The sequence below is a fragment of the Parabacteroides sp. ZJ-118 genome (genome assembly GCF_011038785.1).
Lineage (GTDB): Bacteria > Bacteroidota > Bacteroidia > Bacteroidales > Tannerellaceae > Parabacteroides.
This window is the reverse complement of record NZ_JAAKDT010000011.1, coordinates 1-20478: the sequence shown is the minus strand read 5'-3', so window position 1 is coordinate 20478 and position 20478 is coordinate 1. Positions and strand designations below refer to the sequence as shown.

15 protein-coding genes, 1 tRNA gene and 3 pseudogenes are annotated in these 20478 nt (G+C 46.5%); 9 read left to right on the top strand and 10 right to left on the bottom strand.

Translation table 11 applies throughout. The features are described from left to right. Nucleotides 1-42 precede the first annotated feature (42 nt). Genes aroQ through G7Y39_RS04900 form a run of 5 tightly spaced genes read left to right on the top strand, consistent with a single transcriptional unit; the run spans nucleotide 43 to nucleotide 4208 of the window. Nucleotides 43-459: a type II 3-dehydroquinate dehydratase gene (gene aroQ / locus G7Y39_RS04920; protein WP_165155642.1), complete on the top strand. Its 417-nt coding sequence runs from the start codon at nucleotides 43-45 to the stop codon at nucleotides 457-459. Nucleotides 460-519: 60 nt separating this feature from the next. After that, nucleotides 520-1977 (top strand): pyruvate kinase, encoded by a 1458-nt coding sequence (gene pyk, locus G7Y39_RS04915; protein ID WP_165155640.1) that lies wholly within the window; start codon nucleotides 520-522, stop codon nucleotides 1975-1977. A gap of 5 nt (nucleotides 1978-1982) precedes the next feature. Beyond that, nucleotides 1983-2618 (top strand): O-methyltransferase, encoded by a 636-nt coding sequence (locus G7Y39_RS04910; RefSeq protein ID WP_165155638.1) that lies wholly within the window; start codon nucleotides 1983-1985, stop codon nucleotides 2616-2618. Between the two features lie 12 nt (nucleotides 2619-2630). Next, nucleotides 2631-2966: a 30S ribosome-binding factor RbfA gene (rbfA, locus tag G7Y39_RS04905; protein ID WP_165155636.1), complete on the top strand. Its 336-nt coding sequence runs from the start codon at nucleotides 2631-2633 to the stop codon at nucleotides 2964-2966. Nucleotides 2967-2978: 12 nt separating this feature from the next. Continuing rightward, nucleotides 2979-4208, top strand: a complete 1230-nt coding sequence (locus G7Y39_RS04900) for an FtsX-like permease family protein (protein ID WP_165155634.1) — start codon at nucleotides 2979-2981, stop codon at nucleotides 4206-4208. Between the two features lie 44 nt (nucleotides 4209-4252). On the opposite strand, the gene G7Y39_RS04895 is transcribed toward G7Y39_RS04900, so the two are convergent. Then, nucleotides 4253-5335 (bottom strand): mannose-1-phosphate guanylyltransferase, encoded by a 1083-nt coding sequence (locus tag G7Y39_RS04895; RefSeq protein ID WP_165155632.1) that lies wholly within the window; start codon nucleotides 5333-5335, stop codon nucleotides 4253-4255. Nucleotides 5336-5540: 205 nt separating this feature from the next. Here G7Y39_RS04895 and G7Y39_RS04890 point away from each other — a divergent pair. Together G7Y39_RS04890 and G7Y39_RS04885 are read left to right on the top strand one after the other, a co-directional pair. Continuing rightward, nucleotides 5541-5624: transfer RNA gene (locus G7Y39_RS04890), tRNA-Leu, on the top strand. Between the two features lie 664 nt (nucleotides 5625-6288). Continuing rightward, nucleotides 6289-7863, top strand: a complete 1575-nt coding sequence (locus G7Y39_RS04885) for a VapE domain-containing protein (RefSeq protein WP_241159961.1) — start codon at nucleotides 6289-6291, stop codon at nucleotides 7861-7863. Between the two features lie 67 nt (nucleotides 7864-7930). Here G7Y39_RS04885 and G7Y39_RS13635 read toward each other — a convergent pair. The 9 genes and pseudogenes from G7Y39_RS13635 to G7Y39_RS04850 all read right to left on the bottom strand — a co-directional run. Next, nucleotides 7931-8194: pseudogene (locus tag G7Y39_RS13635) on the bottom strand (GNAT family N-acetyltransferase); the annotation flags it as partial. 74 nt (nucleotides 8195-8268) lie between these two features. Then, nucleotides 8269-8457 (bottom strand): annotated as a pseudogene (locus G7Y39_RS13630) (GNAT family acetyltransferase); the annotation flags it as partial. A 71-nt stretch (nucleotides 8458-8528) separates the two neighbouring features. Continuing rightward, the gene (locus G7Y39_RS04875) at nucleotides 8529-11729 is read right to left on the bottom strand and encodes a type I restriction endonuclease subunit R (protein ID WP_165155628.1); all 3201 of its coding nucleotides are present in this window, start codon (nucleotides 11727-11729) and stop codon (nucleotides 8529-8531) included. Nucleotides 11730-11731: 2 nt separating this feature from the next. Continuing rightward, nucleotides 11732-12844, bottom strand: coding sequence for a YhcG family protein (locus G7Y39_RS04870; RefSeq protein ID WP_206225147.1), 1113 nt, complete (start codon nucleotides 12842-12844; stop codon nucleotides 11732-11734). A 19-nt stretch (nucleotides 12845-12863) separates the two neighbouring features. Continuing rightward, entirely contained in the window at nucleotides 12864-14075 is a 1212-nt protein-coding gene (locus G7Y39_RS04865) for a restriction endonuclease subunit S (protein ID WP_165155626.1), read from the bottom strand. 4 nt (nucleotides 14076-14079) lie between these two features. Beyond that, complete coding sequence (locus G7Y39_RS04860) at nucleotides 14080-15759, bottom strand: class I SAM-dependent DNA methyltransferase (protein WP_165155624.1); 1680 nt, start codon at nucleotides 15757-15759, stop codon at nucleotides 14080-14082. A 7-nt stretch (nucleotides 15760-15766) separates the two neighbouring features. Then, nucleotides 15767-15973: a helix-turn-helix transcriptional regulator gene (locus tag G7Y39_RS04855; RefSeq protein ID WP_165155622.1), complete on the bottom strand. Its 207-nt coding sequence runs from the start codon at nucleotides 15971-15973 to the stop codon at nucleotides 15767-15769. An 82-nt stretch (nucleotides 15974-16055) separates the two neighbouring features. Then, a pseudogene (locus G7Y39_RS13625) lies at nucleotides 16056-16202 on the bottom strand (KilA-N domain-containing protein); the annotation flags it as partial. Further along, nucleotides 16199-17245 carry a Fic family protein gene (locus tag G7Y39_RS04850; protein ID WP_165155620.1) on the bottom strand — a complete coding sequence of 349 codons (1047 nt, stop codon included), beginning with the start codon at nucleotides 17243-17245 and terminating at the stop codon, nucleotides 16199-16201. The pseudogene G7Y39_RS13625 and the gene G7Y39_RS04850, both read right to left, overlap by 4 nt. Before the next feature lie 929 nt (nucleotides 17246-18174). Here G7Y39_RS04850 and G7Y39_RS04845 point away from each other — a divergent pair. Both G7Y39_RS04845 and G7Y39_RS04840 read left to right on the top strand, forming a co-directional pair. Further along, nucleotides 18175-19866 (top strand): RNA-binding domain-containing protein, encoded by a 1692-nt coding sequence (locus G7Y39_RS04845; RefSeq protein ID WP_165155618.1) that lies wholly within the window; start codon nucleotides 18175-18177, stop codon nucleotides 19864-19866. Between the two features lie 167 nt (nucleotides 19867-20033). Then, on the top strand, nucleotides 20034-20321 hold the full coding sequence (locus tag G7Y39_RS04840; RefSeq protein ID WP_165155616.1) for a helix-turn-helix domain-containing protein: 288 nt from the start codon (nucleotides 20034-20036) through the stop codon (nucleotides 20319-20321). The last annotated feature ends 157 nt before the right edge of the window (nucleotides 20322-20478 follow it).

The following is a 20478-nucleotide window of genomic DNA, read 5'->3' as shown; positions in this document are numbered from 1 at the left end:
CCTCGACGGGGGTGGTACAAAGGTAATAAACTTAGAATAAGAATGAAGAAGATTCAGATCATCAATGGCCCCAATTTGAATCTGTTGGGCAAGCGAGAGCCGACAGTATACGGAAATGCCTCGTTCGAGGGCTATTTGAGTGGGTTACGTGCCCGCTTCCCTCAGTGTGAGATATCTTATTATCAAAGTAACGTGGAAGGTGAGATGATTAACAAGATCCATGAGGTGGGTTTTGAGTATGACGGTATCGTGTTGAATGCCGGCGCCTATACCCATACCTCCATAGCGTTGCGCGATGCTATCAAGGCGGTTGCTACGCCGGTGGTGGAGGTGCATATCTCGAATGTGCATGCCCGTGAATCGTTTCGCCATGTATCGATGCTATCGGCGGCATGCCGGGGAGTGATTCTCGGGTTTGGGCTGGATTCGTATCGATTGGCGATCGAATCGTTTATGTGATAGAAGGTTTAGCAGGTTATCAAATAGAATTAATGATTAGGTTATAATAATTTAAGGTATATGTTAAAGCATACGAAGATTGTTGCTACAATTTCCGACCAGCGCTGCGACGTCGCGTTCATCGAGGCGTTATATAAAGCGGGAATGAACGTGGTGCGCCTGAATACGGCTCACATGATGGAAGAGGGGTTGACCCGTGTGGTAAATAACGTCCGTACCGTATCCGACCGTATCGGTATCTTGATGGATACGAAAGGACCGGAAGTACGTACCACGACAACAATAAACAAGGAGCCGATCCTTTTCAAGACAGGAGAGATCGTGAAGGTAATTGGTAATCCCGATCAAGAAACCTCGCGCGATTGTATTTGTGTGTCATATAAGAATTTCGTGAACGACTTGGTGGTTGGCAGCGATATCCTGATCGATGACGGTGATCTGGAAATGAGGGTTACCGGGAAATCCGGCGACTGCTTGCTCTGCGAGATCCAGAACGACGCTACGCTAGGTAGCCGCAAGAGCGTGAATGTGCCGGGCGTACGTATCAATCTGCCTTCATTAACGGAGAGAGACCGTGATAATATCCGTTGGGCGATCAAGCACGATCTTGATTTTATCGCTCACTCATTTGTTCGCAACAAACAGGACGTATTGGATATTCAACGTATCTTGGACGAATATAACAGCCCGGTCAAGATTATCGCTAAGATCGAGAATCAAGAGGGCGTGGATAATATCGACGAGATCTTGGAAGTGGCCTATGGTGTCATGATCGCCCGTGGAGACCTGGGTATCGAGGTCCCGGCCGAGAAGATACCGGGTATTCAGCGCATGTTAATCCGTAAGTGCGTGGAGATGAAGAAGCCGGTTATCGTGGCTACGCAAATGCTTCATTCCATGATTAACAATCCTCGTCCTACCCGTGCAGAGGTTACGGATATCGCCAACGCTATCTATTACCGTACGGATGCCTTGATGTTAAGCGGTGAGACGGCTTATGGAAAATATCCGGTCGAGGCGGTACAGACCATGACGAAAGTGGCTTGTGAGGCCGAGAAGACCAAGCTTTCCGCGAATGATATCCGTGTACCGATCGAGGGAAATGATTTAGACGTGACCTCTTTCCTGGCGAAACAAGCCGTTAAGTCCTCTTCCAAATTGCATGTGAAGGCGATTATCACAGATAGTTACACCGGTCGTACGGCACGTTATCTGGCCGCTTTCCGCGGAACCTCTACCGTGTTTGCTATCTGCTATAATCCTCGTGTGATGCGTATGTTGGGCCTTTCCTATGGCGTATGGGCGGTTCATCAACCGTACAACGACAGCCGTAGGGGATATTTTTATGACGCGCTGAATCAGTTGATTCATGGCGGACGTATCACTTGTAACGATATGGTAGCCTATTTGAGCGGTAGCTTCGGCGAAGGTGGTGGTACCAGCTTTTTAGAGATTAATAACGTAGGAAAGGTGCTGGATGCAGGCTCGCGATACCAGTTGCCTACCTTTAAAGAGTAAAAGGCATGTTCACAGGCGAGATAGATGCGTATATTCTCTCTCATATAGACGAAGAAGGAGATTTGCTGTCGGCGTTGAATCGCGATGCCAATGTAAACCTTCTCCGTCCGCGAATGCTATCCGGGCATTTGCAGGGTAGGATATTGAAGATGTTTTGCCGGATGATCCGTCCGAGAAGAGTCTTGGAGATCGGGACGTATACGTCTTATGCCACTTTGTGCATGGCGGAAGGCATGGACGAGGGGGCGTTGATCCATACGATCGAGATCAATGACGAGATGGAGGATTTTATCATGAAATATCTTTCCCGTTCGCCGCATAAGGACAAGATAAAAGTCCATTTCGGGGATGCGATGGAGATTATTCCCCGTTTGGATGAGATGTTCGATATGGTTTTTATCGATGCCGACAAACGTCTGTATTCCGAGTATTATGATTTGGTATTCCCTATGATCCGCCCGGGCGGCTTGATTCTCGCGGATAATACGCTTTGGGACGGTAAAGTGGTAGAAGAAGTGCATCCTTCCGATAAACAAACGAAGGGAATACTGTTTTTTAATGAAAAGATCAAGCAAGACGATCGGGTAGAGAAGGTGATCCTCCCTTTACGCGACGGTTTGACGATGGTTTGGAAAAAGTAAATGATAAAGCGTATGGAAAGTACTAGATTACAAAAGATCGAACGCCTTCTTCAGAAGGAGTTGAGTGATATATTTCAGAAGCAGACGCAAGGGATGCCTGGTGTATTGATCTCTGTCAGCGTGGTTCGTGTAAGTCCGGATTTAAGTGTGGCAAAAGCCTATTTAAGCATCTTCCCGTCAGGGAAATCGCAAGGGCTATTGGAGGCTATACGGAGTAATACGAAAGCGATCCGTTTCGATTTGGGGCAACGCATCCGTTTGCAAGTTCGCAAGATTCCGGAATTGAGCTTCTTTATAGACGATTCATTGGATTATATCGAGAATATCGACAAGCTTTTGCATAAGTAATCAAGAGGAGCCTTGAATCTTCCGTTCTATATAGCCCAGCGATATCTCTTTTCGAGGAAGTCGCACAATGCCATAAATATCATATCGATGGTATCGGTATGCGGGGTTGTTGTCGCCACGATCGCCTTGGTATGCGCCCTGTCGGTCTATAATGGTTTCAACGACTTGGTCTCTTCGCTCTTCAGCAATTTTGATCCGCAGTTGAAAATCAGGCCCCGGAAAGGGAAGGTTTTCGATCCGACCTCGGAAGAGATACGAAAGGTGCGGGAATTGCCCGGCATTGTTTGTTTTAGTGAGGTGTTGCAAGACAATGCTTTGGTTCGTTATCGGGATCGTCAGGGTGTCGCCACCTTGAAAGGGGTAGACGATCAATATGAGAAACTGGCGCAGATCGATAGTATCTTGATCGATGGAAAGTTCCTTCTGAATGACGAGGTGGCGAATTATGCGAATATGGGGATCGGATTGGCTTTGTCCCTAGGTATAAACGCGGGCTTTGTCTCTCCACTGGAGATCTACGCCCCGAAGCGGGAGGAGAAGGTGAACATGGCGAATCCGGCTTCTTCCTTTAATTTGGAGTATGCTTATATCGGCGCTGTTTTTCGAACGGACCAACAGGTTTACGATGATTCATATATGATCGTGCCTTTGTCGTTGGCCCGTTCTTTATTTAATTATGATAAAGAAGTGACGGCGGTAGAATTGAAGGTGAAAGATGGCGGGGATATCGCTTCGGTAAAGAAAGAGGTTCAACGAATCCTGGGTGATCGATATATCGTGCAAGACCGTTTTGAGCAGCAGGAGGCTTCTTTCAAGATGATGCAAGTCGAGAAATGGATGACCTTCTTGATTCTTTCTTTTATATTGGCGATCGCCTTATTCAACGTGGTGGGCTCTTTATCCATGTTGATGATCGAGAAACAGGAGGATGTAAGTACGCTGCGTAATATGGGGGCTGATGACAGTCTGATCCGTCGGATTTTCTTGTTTGAAGGTTGGATGATCTCCGGTTTTGGAGCTTTGATTGGAGTCTTGATCGGAGTTGTGCTTTGCTTGTTACAACAAGAGTTTGGCTTTATAAAGCTAGGGGAAGCCGCCGGTGCGTTTGTTATAGAGGCTTATCCGGTACGTGTAGTCCCAACCGATATAATTACGATCTTTGTAACGGTGTTGGCGATAGGCTTTTTGGCAGCGTGGTATCCTGTGCGATATCTTGCTAAGGAATTGAAAATTGAGAATTGAGAGTGAATACCGCTTGCCGATAATTCTCAATTCTCAATTTTTAATCAGTTGTATTCTTTTCCGTATTTAATCTTAGCGTCGGCTACGAATTGTTTGATACGTTGTTCGTCATCTTTCTTACAAATCAATAACACGTTTCCAGACTCGGCTACGATGCAATCTTTTAGCCCTTGGATAACAGCCAAGCGTTTCGGGTTATTCAATGCGATCACGTTGCCGGAGCATTCGTATAGCATTGCCTCGTTATTTTTCAATACGGCGTTCTCATTCTCGTCTTTATTCGCCAGGTCGAACAAAGATCCCCAGCTGCCGAGGTCGGCCCAACCGAAATCAGCGCATAGCATATATACGTTGTGCGCTTTTTCCATGATACCGTAGTCAATGGATATATTTAGGCAATAGGGGAAATTCTCTTGAATGAACGTTTTTTCTTCCGGGGTATTAAATTTATCCTTACCCAGATCGAAACGGCTGCTGATATCCGGGAGATATTTAGAGAACGCTTCCAAGATCGTATTCACGTTCCAGACGAACAAGCCGGAATTCCAGAAGAATTCTCCACTTTCCATAAACACCTTTGCCAACTCGAGGTTTGGTTTTTCCGTAAAGGTCTTCACCTTGGTGAAATCATCTACTACCGTGTCACTGCTTTGAATATATCCGTATCCTGTCTCTGGGCGGCTAGGCTTGATACCCAAGGTGACCAACGCACGGTTTCTTTTCACGAAATCCAACGCCTTTTGAACGTCCCTCAAGAAAATATCCTCTTTTAAGATCAGATGGTCGGAAGGGGCTACGACAATATTCGCTTCCGGATTGCATGCCTTAATATGATAAGCCGCATAAGCGATACAAGGAGCTGTATTGCGGCGAGCCGGTTCCAAAAGGATTTGTCTTTCCGCTAATTCGGGCAACTGCTTCTTGATTAAGTCTGCGTAAGATTCGTTGGTAACGATGTATATATTTTCAGTAGGGATGATTTTTGCGAAGCGATCAAATGTCATTTGCAGTAAAGACCGTCCGCTCCCAAAAAAATCAAGGAATTGCTTTGGGTAACTTTCTCTACTGAAAGGCCAGAAACGACTACCGATTCCGCCTCCCATGATGACGCAATAGTTATCTTTCATGATATTGGCTGTTATTATGATTATACGTTCACAAATGTAACGAAATAATCTTTCTATGCGAAACAAACCTATATATATTCCCTCCGTGGGAAAAATATTTGAAAATTTTCATCCAAACGCTTGCAGGTTTAAAAAGAAACTGTACCTTTGCAACGCATTTGAGGGGCAAACCTGCGGTTAAAGCTGGAAAGGTTGTTCAAAAAATGCCCAGATGGCGGAATTGGTAGACGCGCTGGTCTCAAACACCAGTGGATTCACTTCCATGCCGGTTCGATCCCGGCTCTGGGTACGCAGAAATCGCTAATAGTCAGATATTTAGACTGTTGGCGATTTTCGTCTCTCGGCATACTGCACCCGGGCAGAGCCAAATGTAAGGACACGGATGTGCGGGAGAAACCGATTCCAATGCCACACTTCGCAAGGGAAAATACCACACTTCGCAAGGGAAAATGCCTCACTTCACAGGGGAAAATGCCTCACTCGGGGAAGGCTGAAGTGTGGCATTTCCGGAGGCCAAACTGCATGGATGGAACAACCGCCCTTTCATGCCTTACCGTTCATACCGTCCTATAAAAATCGCTACATGGATGTGCTTGCCGAGTTTTACGTTCATCCTTTCATGACTGTTTGGAAGTGCTGATAAATAATCGTTTACGGATGAACGTACATTGGCATTCCCTCCTTTCAGATATCCTTTCAGACGTTTTTCATTTACGCGAAAAGGAGCGATGAAGGGATGAAAGAGGATTGGGAATTATGAATTTTGAATTATGAGTCGTCAAATGCCGGGCGTCGAGCCGTCATAAACCTCTACATTGTGTTGCTAAAGCGCCACTTTAGCGAGCTAAAGAGGTCTATACTGTCGGAAGAAAATTGCATTTTTACTTGACAACGGCTTTTTGATGTCGTATATTTGTAGAAGCGTGTGCAGAAAACTCAAATCTTGAATGACTATGATAAACAATCCCTTTCTTTCCACCGTAAAACGGATGTTTGGCCGGCGCAGCCGGACGTATGCCTCTGCCTCTTGTTCCACCCCGAAGACCGAGGGCGAGGAACTCTTTGCCCCTGCGCTGGTCAAGATACAACGCATCTGCGCGTTCATACCCGGCAGCCGCTTCTGCATCGATGTGGAAGAGGGGCGCATGGTCATTGCCGTGGCGTGGACTCCACGCACCAATGAAAGCAAACACTTTGGGAAACACCGCTTCGTGATAGACGCCACGGGCGGACATGAGACGAATGCGGGCGGACATGAAGCGGACGCAGGTGTCACCGCCCTTGCAGGGAAACGTGCGGTGACGGGTGGCAAGCCGGTACGCCGGGAAGAAGCCACCGAATCCCCCTCCAAGATAACGGGGCTGGTTCGCCGTGTAACAGACTACCTGACAAGCCGATACCTCTTCCGCTTCAACGTGTTGACCGAGCAGACGGAGTATATGGAACGGGCAACATGCACGGAACAGGCGGAAGAATCCGCCTCCCACCTTACTTGTATATACAGGAAAGTGGATAAGCGAGCCCTCAACGCCCTCTCCCTCGATGCCCTTGAGGCCGGCGTGGAGTGCTGGGACCGCGACGTGCAGCGCTTTGTCCACTCCAAGCGCATTACCGCCTACCACCCCTTTACCGATTATATGGAGCACCTTCCCGGGTGGGACGGGAAAGACCGCGTGACGGAACTCGCCGCCCGTGTCAGCGACAATCCCGTGTGGCTGCAGGGCTTCCACCGCTGGATGCTCGGTGTCGCCGCCCAATGGATGGAGCACGGTACGGGACTCCGTGCCAACAGCGTGGCTCCTTTGATAGTCAGCAACGAACAGGGTTGGGGCAAATCCACCTTCTGCCGCTCCCTGATGCCCAATGAACTGGCGGATTACTACACGGACAGCTTCGACCTCAACGCCCCTTCCGCTTGCGAACAGAAATTGGCTGCGTTCGGCCTTATCAACATGGACGAGTTCGACCGCCTGCCCGCCTCGAAGATGCCCCTGTTGAAAAACCTGATGCAGATGTCCGCCCTCAATATCCGCAAGGCGTACCGCCAAAGCCACGAGCCGTTGCGCCGCATCGCCTCCTTCATCGGCACGAGCAATCTGGAGACGTTGCTGGCGGATCGCACCGGCTCGCGCCGCTTCCTCTGCGTGAAATTGGAGCACCCCATCGACTGTGCCGCTCCCATCGACCACGCACAGATTTACGCCCAACTCAAGGAGGAGCTGCTGCAAGGCGAGCGCCACTGGTTCAGCAAGGAAGAGGAGGCCGCCATCCGGCGCAACAACTCCCTATTCTACAAGCACGTCCCCGAGGAGGAGCTGTTCGGCAGTGTCTTCCGTTTCGCTACGGCGGACGACAAGGAGGAGGACGTACGGACGCTCAACGCCGCCCAAATATTCGAGGCGATGAAACAGGCGCATCCAGCCGCCATGCGCGGGTTGACGGCTTACAGCCTCAGCCGTGTGCTGCCGCAACTCGGCGAGCGCATCCATACGATGAAAGGGAATGTGTACCGGGTGGTGGAAGTGTGATCTTTCCAAAAAGATGATTTAGGGTGACGCAATGACGAAGTCAGGAAATATCACGATGAAGAATAGGTTATTCCCCAACCACCTCTTCCTTTAAGATACTGTACACGTTAATATCCGCATATTCGCCCGAAGCCAACAGTTGCCCGGCGCGTTCCGTACCCTCATGTTTAAAGCCGAGTCTTTGGGGTATGCGGTTGCTTGCCACGTTGCCCACGGCGCAACGTATCTGTATGCGCCGGATGTCACGTTCCTTCACCGCCCATCGGCACAGCAGCCTCACGCTTTCCGTCACGATGCCCCGGTGCTGATACTCCGGCAACAGCCAGTAACCCGGAATAAATCCTTCCCTTCGGCTGCGTCCGACTGTCGGGCCGTCCGGATGGTCATGCCGTCTTTCATCGCATATTTCAGATACACCATGTCTTTCAGCCGGATGCCGTCTTCGATGATGGGGTGGTCGTAGTGGTCCGTGAAGAAGTTTTCGACACGGTGGGAATAGGTAAAGCCGCAATGCAGGTAAAACCCGACGGTAGAAGGGACATCGCCCGTGCCCACGAGCATCCGCTCATATCTTTCGGAATAATGGCTGATCAGCCGGCGGAGTCGTTACATGTATGATGCGGGCATTTTCCATGTTATCCTATTTACAGTTTATTAATCCCTTTCTATGCCGTAAGCCAACCGTAACCTTGGACTGCCATGTCGATGAAGTGATTCATCAGCAGGTTTGTTTTGGATACAAAGACTTCCCGATCGTATGATTCAGGCAGGTCGTTATCCAGGGAGACTTTGATGATAGTCATCACCTTCTGTCTGGGCTGCTCGTCTTTGTACCAGTCCACAACCATTACCTTGTTCTTCTCCTCGGAGAGTTTCTTATATAGGTTCTTCGCTGCTAATTTCACCTTTTGCTCTTCTTTCTGCGTCAGTTTACGATCCTTGATAAGCAGGTCGAAGATTTCAAGTTCTTCTTCCGCCAAGTCCATCTCGGTGGCACGATTCTGCTCACGCTTCAGATCCTCTATGAGTTGGAGAAGTTTCTCGTAATAGTCTTCATTTTCGCTGCCGCCGGCATTATATCTGTCAATAATATTCTTGTATCGTTCAGAGAACCTGATACGAGTACAATTCTTATTGATGAGTTGCTTTAAGGTCCCTTCAATATACTCACGTAAACTCTCTATTTCCAGCGCCTTATAGGGAGACTCGCTTATAACTTTGCGTACCGCATCTACATCAAGTTTGCTAAGGTCGATAACCTTACTTTTATATATGCCATAGTGGGCTTGATCTTCTGCTACAATAGCCGACACGCTGTCGTCAAGCGTATATGCCATTCTTGCCTTGGCACGCTTCAGCTTCTCGTCATCTATCCGGTTGCAAAAAAGTCCATTAAGATAACTTATAGGCGCAAACTTATCGTTTGCCCACCCTCTTTCGAATATCTCCGGTTTGCTTGCGTCGTAAAGGTTCATCAGCAGATTGCTCAGCACCTTAAACCGGTCTTTCCATTCATCCTTTTCGAGTATCTTCACATACGCCTGCCGTAAGAGTTCAAGTTGGTCAAGGGTATTGGTCTCTGCTATAATATTCTCTATGCTTATGCCCAACTGCATAAGGAACATTTCGCACTCCGTAATACATCCGTCTATATTCCGGATAAGCGTTTCGATGTCTTTTGCCGGATATTCCGAGCCATTATCATTGGACGCATAGTCGCTCAGTGCTTGCTGCATATACTTAAACACATTGACATAATCGACCACGATACCGCAACTCTTACCGGGAAATACGCGGTTTGCACGGGCTATCGCCTGCATTAGCGTATGGCCTTTCATCGGTTTGTCGAGATAGAGCGTGGAGAGCGAGGGCATATCAAATCCCGTCAGCCACATGGCGCATACGAACACGAGGCACAACGGATTGTCCGGATCTTTAAAGCGGTCTTCTATGTCCTTGCCGTCCGGCGTTATCTCATTCAGTTTCTTGCGGTGAAGTGTAATGTCAAGTCCCTGCGCGGCGAATTTCTCTGCTTCATCGGCATCTTCGCTGATTACCACCGCCATTTCAACCTTATTCATATGGTTGAGTATCGTTGTGAAGCGGTCTCGCTCTTCTTGGGTCGTTGCGTGGCTGCGTTCCTTGACAAGATTCTTCTTCTCCTCTACCCAGTACTTCTGTACTTTGTCGTACATCTTCACCGTAGTGTACTTGTCTACGCTCACGACCATTCCTTTACCGAGGAAACCACGACGCGGGAAATGATGCGCGATGTCTTGCGCTATCCTGTCTAAACGCTCGTCGCGTTTTATTACTTCCAGAATGCGAGAGGAGGCGTTTTCAAGCAACTCTTTTTCACGGTCATTCAGGTTTTCGTCCTCAACTATTTGGTCGATGTCGGTATCGAGCCAGTCATTGGTAAGCCCGACTTCTGGAACGCGCCGACTATAGAACAAGGGAACGGTACTGCCGTCTTCGATTGCCTGCGCAAAATTATACTCTGATACATAGTCGCCGAACCACTGGTTTGTCAGACACTTGCTGCCTAAAAGCGGAGTCCCTGTAAATGCGATATAGTTCGCATTGGGCAGCCCCGTGTGCATATTTTCCGCCAACTGCTTGTATTGCGTGCGATGCGCTTCGTCTACAAGCACGAAGATGTCGTTTCGTTCAGAGAGTATGGGGTATTTCTTCGTCTTGTCATATTGGAACTTATGAATGAGTGTGAATACCATCGGCTTGTTGCCCGACAAGAACTCTCGGAGTTGCGCGGCATTCTTCGGCTGACACTCCTCCTTGTCTCCAATCACTTCTGACCGCACGAAGGTCTTGTGTATCTGCGTGTCAAGATCTTCCCTGTCGGTAATCACCAAGAAAGTAAAGTTCCCGTGCAATTTGCGCTTCACCTTGCGCACGAACATGACCATCGAATAACTCTTGCCCGAACCTTGCGTATGCCAGAATACACCTAATTTCCCTTTCAGCTCTTCCCGATTCTCAACGCTCCTCATCAGATTATTGACGCCAAGATACTGGTGGTTTTTGGCGATGATCTTTATGCGCTTGTTGTCGAAGAAGATGAAATTCTCTATGTAGTCGAGCAAACGCTCTTTGCGGAAAAGACCGTCAATCAGGTTCGTGATGCTCAGCCCGTGTTCTTCAATTTGTTTGCGGTCTACTTTCTCCTTCTCGTCATCCACGCGCAGCCACTCGAAGAAAAACTCATATCCGGCATTCCACGCTCCGATCTTGGTCTGCAAGCCATTTGACAGAACGCAGATTTGGTTTAAGGCAAAGATATTGGGAATATCTGCCCGATAGGAAACGAGGTTTTTGTTGTAGGATTCCTCGATTTTTACCGTTGAATTCTTCAACTCGATGAATACCAAAGGCAGCCCATTGACAAAAAGCAATACATCCGGACGGCGGTAGCGGAAACGGCCTTTTATCCACATCTGATTCACGCAGTGGAAGTCATTGTCCTTCGGATTGTCGAAATCAATCAGTCGTACAATATCGAAATCTTCCCGATTCTGTTTGCGGGTCTTTACCTTGATACCGTTGCGAATTTGGTTGTAGAACTTGTAGTTCGTGTCCACCATATCCGTGCCGGTATAATCTTTCCGGTATTCGCGCACGATCCCATCGAGTATATCCGAGTCAATCTCAGGATTGATACGCCGCAGCGCATTGCGGAATACCTCGGGCAGTATGCACTCTCCCACGCTCGACCGTCCCGTCTTCGACACATCGTTCTGCGCCTCGACGCCGGGATCGCACGCTATGCGCTGCCACCCGTATTCCGGTTGCGACAGTCGGTTGCATATCGCCTGTTCGATATTGTCTTCGCTGATGAATGATTTCATAACTATTCCTCTTTTTCGCGTTTTGCTCTCAATGCCAATTCGGCCACCGTGCGGTCAACTACCTCTTCCAATTGGTAGGTAGCCACGCCCAACGGTTTATTGATGTCTTTTAGCGACCATTCCACTACGGTTTTGTCCGTCGATTTGCAGATAATCAACCCCACGGAGGGATTGTCGCCGTCGCCTCGCAGCAGTTCGTCGGCAGCCGTAACATAGAAATTGAGTTTGCCTGCAAACTCGGGAATGTACTTTACCGCTTTCAACTCTATGATGACATACCTGTGCTGTGGGATATGGTAAAACACCAAATCGGGGAAGAAGGTCTGCCCGCCCAGCATCTGCAACTCCATCTGACGCCCTACGAAAGAGAAGCCTTTGCCCAACTCCAACAAAAACTGCGTAATGTTGGCTACGAGTGCTTCTTCCAAATCACGTTCGTCATATCTTGGCGTCATTGATAAGAAATCAAAATGATAGGGATCTTTCAATATCTCTTTGGCCAACATATTCTGTGGGGTAGGCAGTGTCTGCTCAAAGTTTGTAACGGCAGAGCCTTGGGCTTGGAGCAACTTGGCTGAAATCTTGGCTTCAAGTGCGCTGCGACTCCACCCCTCGTCTGCTGCTTTGTTGATATAGAATAAGGCCTCGTCAAGGGATTGGCATTTGGAGATAATAAGTACGTGATGTTTCCACGGCACTCGACCGAAAATTTCGGGCATTTCTAAAAAGCCACTAACTCGGTGGCTTTTTTCATCTTCTAATTGGCCACCAACTTGGTGGCTTTTTATAACTCGCTCATAGTAAAACGAGTACCACTGCTTCATGTATTTGACATTGGAGACAGAGAAGCCTGTTATATCCGGAAATGCCTGACGCATATCGAGGGCGAACTGCTTCACCACACCTGCGCCCCAACACTCCTCTGCACGCAGTGCTACCAAGTCGCGCCCGATGCTCCAATAGAATTCCAGCATAGAGGTATTGACCCGGACGGAGGCTTTTATCTGGCTTTGGCGGAAGCGAGTTTTTACATCGGACAACCACTCCACATATCTGGCGTCCGACAGCATTCCATCCCGATATACAAATGTTGGTTTGCTTTCCATATCTTCCATTCTTTTAGAGCATTCAAATTTACGCTTTTACTTCCAATTTTCCGCTCATCAAGCGAGGCAATAACAAGTCGCGCTGGCGAGCCAAGAGGGCGGATTGACGCTGAAGAAGTTCTATTTGTTTGTATAATACAAATATGTTTCGTTCAAAGTCGTTCAAAATAATTTCTGATGGTATAGTAATCCGTATATTATTAATTATTGACTGACTAAGATTTTGTTGGGCCGCGCCAAATCCAATAATTAGGAGATACTCCCTAATACTCTTGAGATAGAAAAATAAATAGTAGAAAGTCTTTTTCTCGTTATTGGGTAGAAATGCACATGCGGCTTGATTGCATGACATCTGCTTTGTCAATATTCCAAGTTTGCCAATATTTACTCCATACATGGCCATTAATAGGCTGTTACGAGGCAATAATTTCGCAGAAGAATGTTTGAGTGCTTCTGATGTTATCTTTTCTTCCGTGTCAATAATTATCGAATCTTGAATCTCTCCTGTTTTTACCCAAGGTATACTGCCATTAATATAATATTCAGGTTTTTCTCTGCTCGGGGTGCCACCAGAGCAAGTCCTGTAACAGTCTTTAATTTTCAAGACTTTCCACCCTTTGGGCAAACCATCCACAAACTCTGTATGCTCGTGTCCCGGAAAGCGGAAACGGACAAACCATTCTTTGTATAGATTCTCTGCCATTTGTTCCAGCATACGAATCCGCTTGGTATTGTTCTCTATCAAAGAATCGTATGCGGATAGGATAGAGGCTATCTTCTGTTGAATGGGAAGAACAGGAAGAGTTATTTTGTATTTCTTAATGATAAAGGCATTTAAGTTTTGTTGAGCACCGCCGTTTGCTAATCTATTCAGGTTCTCACTTTGTTGCAGTAAGAAATAATATACATAACGATAGTCCGCTTGGCTTTCATCAATGATGAGATTACAACACGCTTGATTTGTAGTCAAAGGAATTTTTGCTATCGCTGATTTTCCCGCAGTGACACCATACATTGCTACAATAATCGAATTTGCAGGAATATATTTCGCAGCAGAATGATTAAGTCCTTCCTCCGTTATTTTCCTATTTGTATCATATATATTGCAGAAGTTTACTTCATTTGTGTTTACCCATGGAATAGTACCTCCCTCATAATACAAAGCATTTGTACTTGTTGGAGTGCCTCCACTACAAACTTTTCGACAAATATCCCCAATATGTTTAATTAGATACTCCATGCTATTATTCCCCAAACAATTCCGTCATATTCTTCTCTATCTCTGCCATAAGGGTTTCTGCCTCGGCGTTGAGGGCTTTGAGTTCGGCGTGGTTAGCCTTCATCGTATCGGCAAACTCTTCCGCAGTCATACCGTCATCCTCAATCACCACACCGACATAACGTCCGGCATTGAGCGAATAATCTTGGTCGATAATGCCGTCCTCACCTTCGAGTGTGGCGACTTTGCACAGACCGATAATGTCGCGATAAGTACCCTTGGGCCAACGCTCCAACAGCCAATCGACCTGCTCCTGCTTGCCCTCGTTTCGATACTCCTCGACAAGCGCCCAGAATGCGGCGCTGTCTCCCTCGTAAAGGCGGGTGATAATGCCGAGATTCTTTATCTGTTCATCGCTGAATTTGCGGTGTGCACGGTCTACTTGTGTAAATATGTTTCTCGCGTCGATAAACAGGATTTCATCTTTGTTCTTTCGCTCCTTATTGAAGAACCAAAGCGTCGCCGGTAGCGTGACTGTCGAGAACATATTGCTTGGCAGCGTCACCATCTGCGAGATAATGCCGCCCTCAATCATCTTTTTGCGGATTTCCAACTCCGAGCCGCCTGCATCGCTGGCGGAGTTCGCCATTACCAATGCCGCCTTGCCGGTGGCATTCAGCGAAGTTGCAAACAATCCAATCCAAAGATAGTTGGCGTTGGGGACTGTCTCCTTTTTATCGGATGCTTTTTTACTCGACTTGGTTTTGTTGCGGGGGACGCCATAAGTATTAAATCGACGGTCGTCGATAACCTTGTCCACCACAACCTCGTCCACATTGAACGGCGGATTTGCCATTACATAGTCGAAATTCCCGAATTCGTTGTGCGGATCGGAGTAGAAAGAGTTTGCCTCGATAATATCGCCTCGCACATTGTTCAGCAGCAAGTTCATTTTGGCGAGTTTCACGGTATCGGGGTCTTTCTCCACACCATAGCAGCGAATTCGCATCAGGTCGCTGTTTGTGGCATTGTGCCGGTGCATATAGCGGGCTGCCTGAACGAACATGCCGCCCGAACCGCAGGCGGGGTCGAGAAATTTTTTGTCGCCGCTTACGGGTTGAAGTACCTCCACCATATACTGCACGACAGACGAAGGGGTGTAGAAAACGCCACCACCTTGGCCTTCACTCAATGCAAATTCGCCAAGGAAATATTCATATATTTCACCGAAAATGTCGATGCTTATATTTTCAGGGATATCCTTGAATGTGCGAATGATTTTGCTAAGCAATTCCGGTTCCTCCTCCGGAACTAACTGCCCATATACCTCTTTGGGCAGGACACCGTCCATCCTCGGATTCTCTTTCTCGATAGCCTCCATCGCCTTTTTTACAAGCACGGCTTTGTTGGCATCATCGGGAGCATTGTTGAGATAGTCGAAATAGGCACATTCTGGTAGGAAGAAGCCACACTCTTCGACGGCGACATCTTTGTAGGTCTTCTCCATTCGGGTGCCTTTATACTTATTATACTCCGCTTCAATCTTATCCTTATGCTGTTTGAAAAGCACATCGGCGTAACGCAAGAAAATCAGACCGAGAATCGGCTGCCCGTACTTGCTGGCGGAAAGGTGGGCACTGGCGCGAAGCATATCAGCCGAGTGCCAAAGGTTATCTTTGAGTTGTTTGAGTTCCTGGTCTGTCATAGCTTTACTATTGCGGTTTAACAATCAATTCCGTATAGTCCACACCTAAAAGTTCGGCTATCTTAAAAAACATGTCGATTGACGGTTGAGAAGTATTCGTACACCATTTGCTGACAGTGCCGGGGTCTTTCCCCAGTTGCTCTGCCAACCACTTGTTTGTGCGCTTATGCTCAACCAGCACGACCTTGATGCGATTCAAGTCTCTATTATCCATTACTGATGGTCTTTGCTTATTTATAACGGCAAATATAGCAATAAATTGAGATATTCTCTATTTATTGGCAAAAACACGTCCGATACTTATAGCCATTTGTCAGACTGAGCCAACGGAAGATAATATGCTCTTGCGGTTGGCTTCTTGCCATGTCCGTCAGGCTGATGTAGTCTTCTTCATTGTACTTGACAACGCTAATATCTGTATTTTGAACGGTAATTTTTGCTATTTTTTGATATAGCCCGTAGCTCTTGCCTTGCCCACCTTTTCTATATATCCGGCATCCAATAACTCTTTCAGCGTCCGTTCAATGGTCGTTTCGCTGATGTCAGGACAATATGCCGCAATATCGGCTTTTGTGAGCCTGCCCATTTTCTTGTCGAACACCGCTTTCACTCTCTTGGCTTTGGATAGGCCGCGATATTGCAGGTGCTCCACTCTTTCCTGAAACTCCTTGTACGCCTTTAAGATGATTCCCAAATAATAGCGGACGAACGGTTCATAATCGTTTTCGTTGTCATGCCATCCGGCGGAGCTTTCCCGAAGGGCTTCGTAATAGGTTTCCTTCGTCTTCTCCACCAGCATTTCGATACTGATGTATTTCCCCACGATATAACCACTCCGATACAATAACAGCAGCGTGAGCAAACGGCTCATGCGCCCGTTGCCGTCATTGAACGGATGGATGCAAAGGAAGTCAAGGATAAACATCGGGACAAGCAGAAGCGCATCGTATTTGCCGCTGTCTGCCACCGCCCGGAACCTATCGCAAAGGCGTTCCATCGCTTCCGCAGTTTGGAAAGCCGGAACCGGGACAAAACGCACTTTCTGCGCTCCGTCTTTTCCAGATTCCGCAATCACGTTATCCGAATTCTTGAACTTGCCTCCGCTGTTGCTGCCGCTGAAACTGTATAAATCACGGTGCAGTTGCAGGATATTGTTTGTGCTGACAGGGATATACTCATGGCTTTCATGTATCGTAGCCAACACTTCCCTGTACCCTGCGATTTCTTCTTCCGAACGGTTTCGCGGCTCAGCTTTTTCCATCACCAACGCTTCCAAGCGCTCGTCAGAGGTGAATATGCCTTCTATCTTATTGGACGCTTTCGTGCTTTGGACTTTTGCAATATTCAACAGCGCAGTCAGGACATCGGTTTGTGCCTCGATATACAACTCCTGCCTGCCCTTGCATTCATGTATGGCAGAGAGCAGATTGACGATATCCGGTGTCAGCAGTTTGCCGGGGGTATCCATGTATTCGTAATCATGCATGACGTTCATGGTTTTGTAAGGACGAAGTTAATCATCTTTTTTCTTTTATCTGCATCAAAAGCAAAATATCTGCATCGCAAAGTAAAATCATGATGCAGATATTCCAATTGATGAGGTAGATAAGATACTTATCATAAAACAGGTTATGAGAAGCTTCTCATAACGTATTCCGGGACTCCAAGCAGTTTACAGGGCTGAACCATTGCCAGGCCCGTGACTTGCGCAAACTCGACTTCGCTTTCAATGCCTCGCTCGCATCGGTCAACGTCGCAAAAGTAATCCGAAGCGAATATTACCCGACGCTGTCCATCGGCCTGCTAAAGTCCTATATGGGCAATATTTACATGCTCAGACGATTTTTAGCGAGGTCCGGTCTGCGACCGAACAGAACTTTAAATGCTAAACTTGTCAATGAACTCTTTGGCCTTGTGGCTGATGCCGCTTAGCCGATAATTATATTTTTAACGGACTATTGTTCCTTTGAAAATAAGGAATATACGCTTCCTGTGACGGGAAACTTCTATACCCTTAGATCCAACTCGAAGCCATGTAGCACCACTACAAGAAGCCACATCTTTCCCGTGGGTTGCCCGCTATAAAATAGTACCCTCTCCGAAAGGACGAGGCAGTTTTAAATGAAAGAGCCGTGAAAACCATATACAAAACCATCGTCTGGATGAAGGCTGTTTTAAAACTTTTGCGTAACTTCGCCGAGCAACATCTCAAGGCTTCGATTACGATTTCCTCATATCGGTCAAGTGCTGTTTTCTGCATCACTTTAATGTGTGGTCGAATATCATTAAAGATACTGAAATTCAGCTACTTGACCTATTTTATTGAGCTAAACTTTGTTAACTAACTCGTTTATTTTCAACGGATTGAATAAAAATTTAACGAAGTATTATTTAAGAATAATAAAAAACAAATATATGACCGAACTCGAACTACAACAATACCTCCTCCGCGAGTATCCACAAGAGAATACCCGATGTGAATGGAAGGAATTTAAAAACCTGAAGAACTCGTTCTGTGGGGACGAGAAGGATGATGTGATATCCTATGTGTCGGCAATCGCCAACATGGAGGGAGGGCATCTTGTGATAGGTGTAAAGGACAAGACCCTTGAAATTGCAGGGACAGATATTTCAAGGCTTACTTTCAACGGACAACCTGCCAATCCACAATCGGCAACATTTAAACTTACGGAACAGTGTACATACCTGTCGTCTGAAGGATTGTCCATTGAAGAGTTTGTGACAGATGACACTCAAAAGAGGGTGTGGATTATCCATATTCCTAAGCATCTGCCTCGCCGCCCTGTGTTGGCTCACAAGAAAGCTTGGCAGAGAATTGAAGATTCTCTCGTGGAGCTTACAGCAGAACGGATGAATGTAATTCTGGACGAACCTATAAGTGGAACAAAAGACTGGTCGGCAGAAATAGTTCTCGATGCTTCTGCTGATGACCTTGACGAGGTTGCTATTGCAAAAGCTCGTATGATGTTTAAGAAGGTTCACAGTCGCATTCCTGTAGCAGAGGTGAATGCTTGGGATGTTCAGACATTTCTCGGCAAGTGTGGACTAACGAGGAATGGTCTCATTACCCGTGCTGCCATCATCTTATTAGGCAAATATGAATCAGTCTTCAAACTACGTCCTGCGGTTGCACAGGTAACTTGGACACGGCGGAATGCAAATCAAGACGTGGTTGACTACGAACATTTTACCGTTCCGTTCATATTGACCGTGGATGAAATACTCTCAAAGATTGAAAACCTGACTTTGCGTGAGATGCCTGGTGGTACACTTTTCCCAGATACTATGAAACAATACGATGACTACACTATACGCGAAGCTCTCCATAATTGCATTGCACATCAAGACTATACGCTACAGCGACGTATAAACTTTGTGGAGAATCCCGGCTACTTATATTATTCCAATGCCGGTACTTTTATCCCCGGTACACTGGAGAATGCATTGAGAAATGAAGAGTCTCAGAGTTATTTCCGCAACGAGTGTCTATGCAAGGCAATGGTTGACTTCAATATGATTGACACCGTAAGTCGAGGTATCAAGAAGATGTTTAACGAGCAACGGCGCAGACACTTCCCTATGCCGGATTACGAGATTGATGCGACAAAGAAAAGAGTCGTAGTACGCATATATGGCAACGAAATAAATAAGCGATATACAGACTTGTTGAAAACCAACAACGCCCTTTCACTATGGGATTGCATATCGCTTGACGCTGTACAGAAAGGCAGACTCATACATGAAGATGTGGCAAAAGATTTGCTGAGTAGAGGATTGATAGAGGGAGAGGCTCCAAATTATAACATCTCATTAGGTGTTGCTAAAAATACGCACCAACTACCTTTATATACCAAAACAAAAGGATTGGATAAGGAAAAAATTCGTCAGATGATTCTTCAATATCTTAAGAATGCAGGTGATGAAGGTGCGAAAAGGGACAGCATCCATGAATATATCAGAGATGTGTTACCGCAGAATAAAACTCATGAGCAACAACTGCGTATGTTAGGTGATATTCTTAATGCCATGAAGGAAGAGAATTTAATAATAGCAAAGGGCAGAACTTGGTATGAATGTCAAATATAGCGGATAAGACTATTTTATGGCGAAATAAATAGCGGATTCGTTATAATTATAGCGAATTACGGCGAGAAACACTATCTGTTCCGTCAAAAGAGTTCGAATCCATCGAAATACGATGACAGAATCATGAATTCAATGTAAGTAAATGCAAAACTTAATACATAAAAGATATGTTATTCGGGAACAAAATTAGAAAACTCAGAGACGAGCAAGGTCTGTTACAACGCCAGTTAGCAGCTGCATTAGAAATTGACACTCCAATGTTCAGCAAGATTGAACGGGGTGACAGACGAGCAAAGCGTGAACAAGTCATCAAGCTTGCAGAACTATTGCATCAGGATGAGAACGAGATGCTGAAGCTATGGCTTGCAGATAAGGTGATTGATGCAGTTGGGGATGAAGATGACCATGGACTGAAGCGAGAGGCCATCGAAGTAGCACAAAAGGAAATCTTGTAGGAATACGATTATGGATGTAGATACTATCATTAATACTTCGTTAAATTTTTATTCAATCCGTTGAAAATAAATGAGTTAGTTAACAAAGTTTAGCTCAATAAAATAGGTCAAGTAGCTGAATTTCAGTATCTTTAATGATATTCGACCACACATTAAA

What these genes read in the sequence shown, in the direction of transcription:
- G7Y39_RS04865 (WP_165155626.1), bottom strand. Translation starts at nt 14,075, where the DNA reads ATGGAGTATCTAATTAAACATATTGGGGATATTTGTCGAAAAGTTTGT.
- G7Y39_RS04840 (WP_165155616.1), top strand. Translation starts at nt 20,034, where the DNA reads ATGTTATTCGGGAACAAAATTAGAAAACTCAGAGACGAGCAAGGTCTG.
- G7Y39_RS04850 (WP_165155620.1), bottom strand. Translation starts at nt 17,245, where the DNA reads ATGCATGATTACGAATACATGGATACCCCCGGCAAACTGCTGACACCG.
- G7Y39_RS04895 (WP_165155632.1), bottom strand. Translation starts at nt 5,335, where the DNA reads ATGAAAGATAACTATTGCGTCATCATGGGAGGCGGAATCGGTAGTCGT.
- G7Y39_RS04870 (WP_206225147.1), bottom strand. Translation starts at nt 12,844, where the DNA reads ATGGAAGATATGGAAAGCAAACCAACATTTGTATATCGGGATGGAATG.
- G7Y39_RS04855 (WP_165155622.1), bottom strand. Translation starts at nt 15,973, where the DNA reads ATGGATAATAGAGACTTGAATCGCATCAAGGTCGTGCTGGTTGAGCAT.
- G7Y39_RS04860 (WP_165155624.1), bottom strand. Translation starts at nt 15,759, where the DNA reads ATGACAGACCAGGAACTCAAACAACTCAAAGATAACCTTTGGCACTCG.
- G7Y39_RS04875 (WP_165155628.1), bottom strand. Translation starts at nt 11,729, where the DNA reads ATGAAATCATTCATCAGCGAAGACAATATCGAACAGGCGATATGCAAC.
- aroQ (WP_165155642.1), top strand. Translation starts at nt 43, where the DNA reads ATGAAGAAGATTCAGATCATCAATGGCCCCAATTTGAATCTGTTGGGC.
- rbfA (WP_165155636.1), top strand. Translation starts at nt 2,631, where the DNA reads ATGGAAAGTACTAGATTACAAAAGATCGAACGCCTTCTTCAGAAGGAG.
- G7Y39_RS04885 (WP_241159961.1), top strand. Translation starts at nt 6,289, where the DNA reads ATGATAAACAATCCCTTTCTTTCCACCGTAAAACGGATGTTTGGCCGG.
- G7Y39_RS04910 (WP_165155638.1), top strand. Translation starts at nt 1,983, where the DNA reads ATGTTCACAGGCGAGATAGATGCGTATATTCTCTCTCATATAGACGAA.
- G7Y39_RS04845 (WP_165155618.1), top strand. Translation starts at nt 18,175, where the DNA reads ATGACCGAACTCGAACTACAACAATACCTCCTCCGCGAGTATCCACAA.
- pyk (WP_165155640.1), top strand. Translation starts at nt 520, where the DNA reads ATGTTAAAGCATACGAAGATTGTTGCTACAATTTCCGACCAGCGCTGC.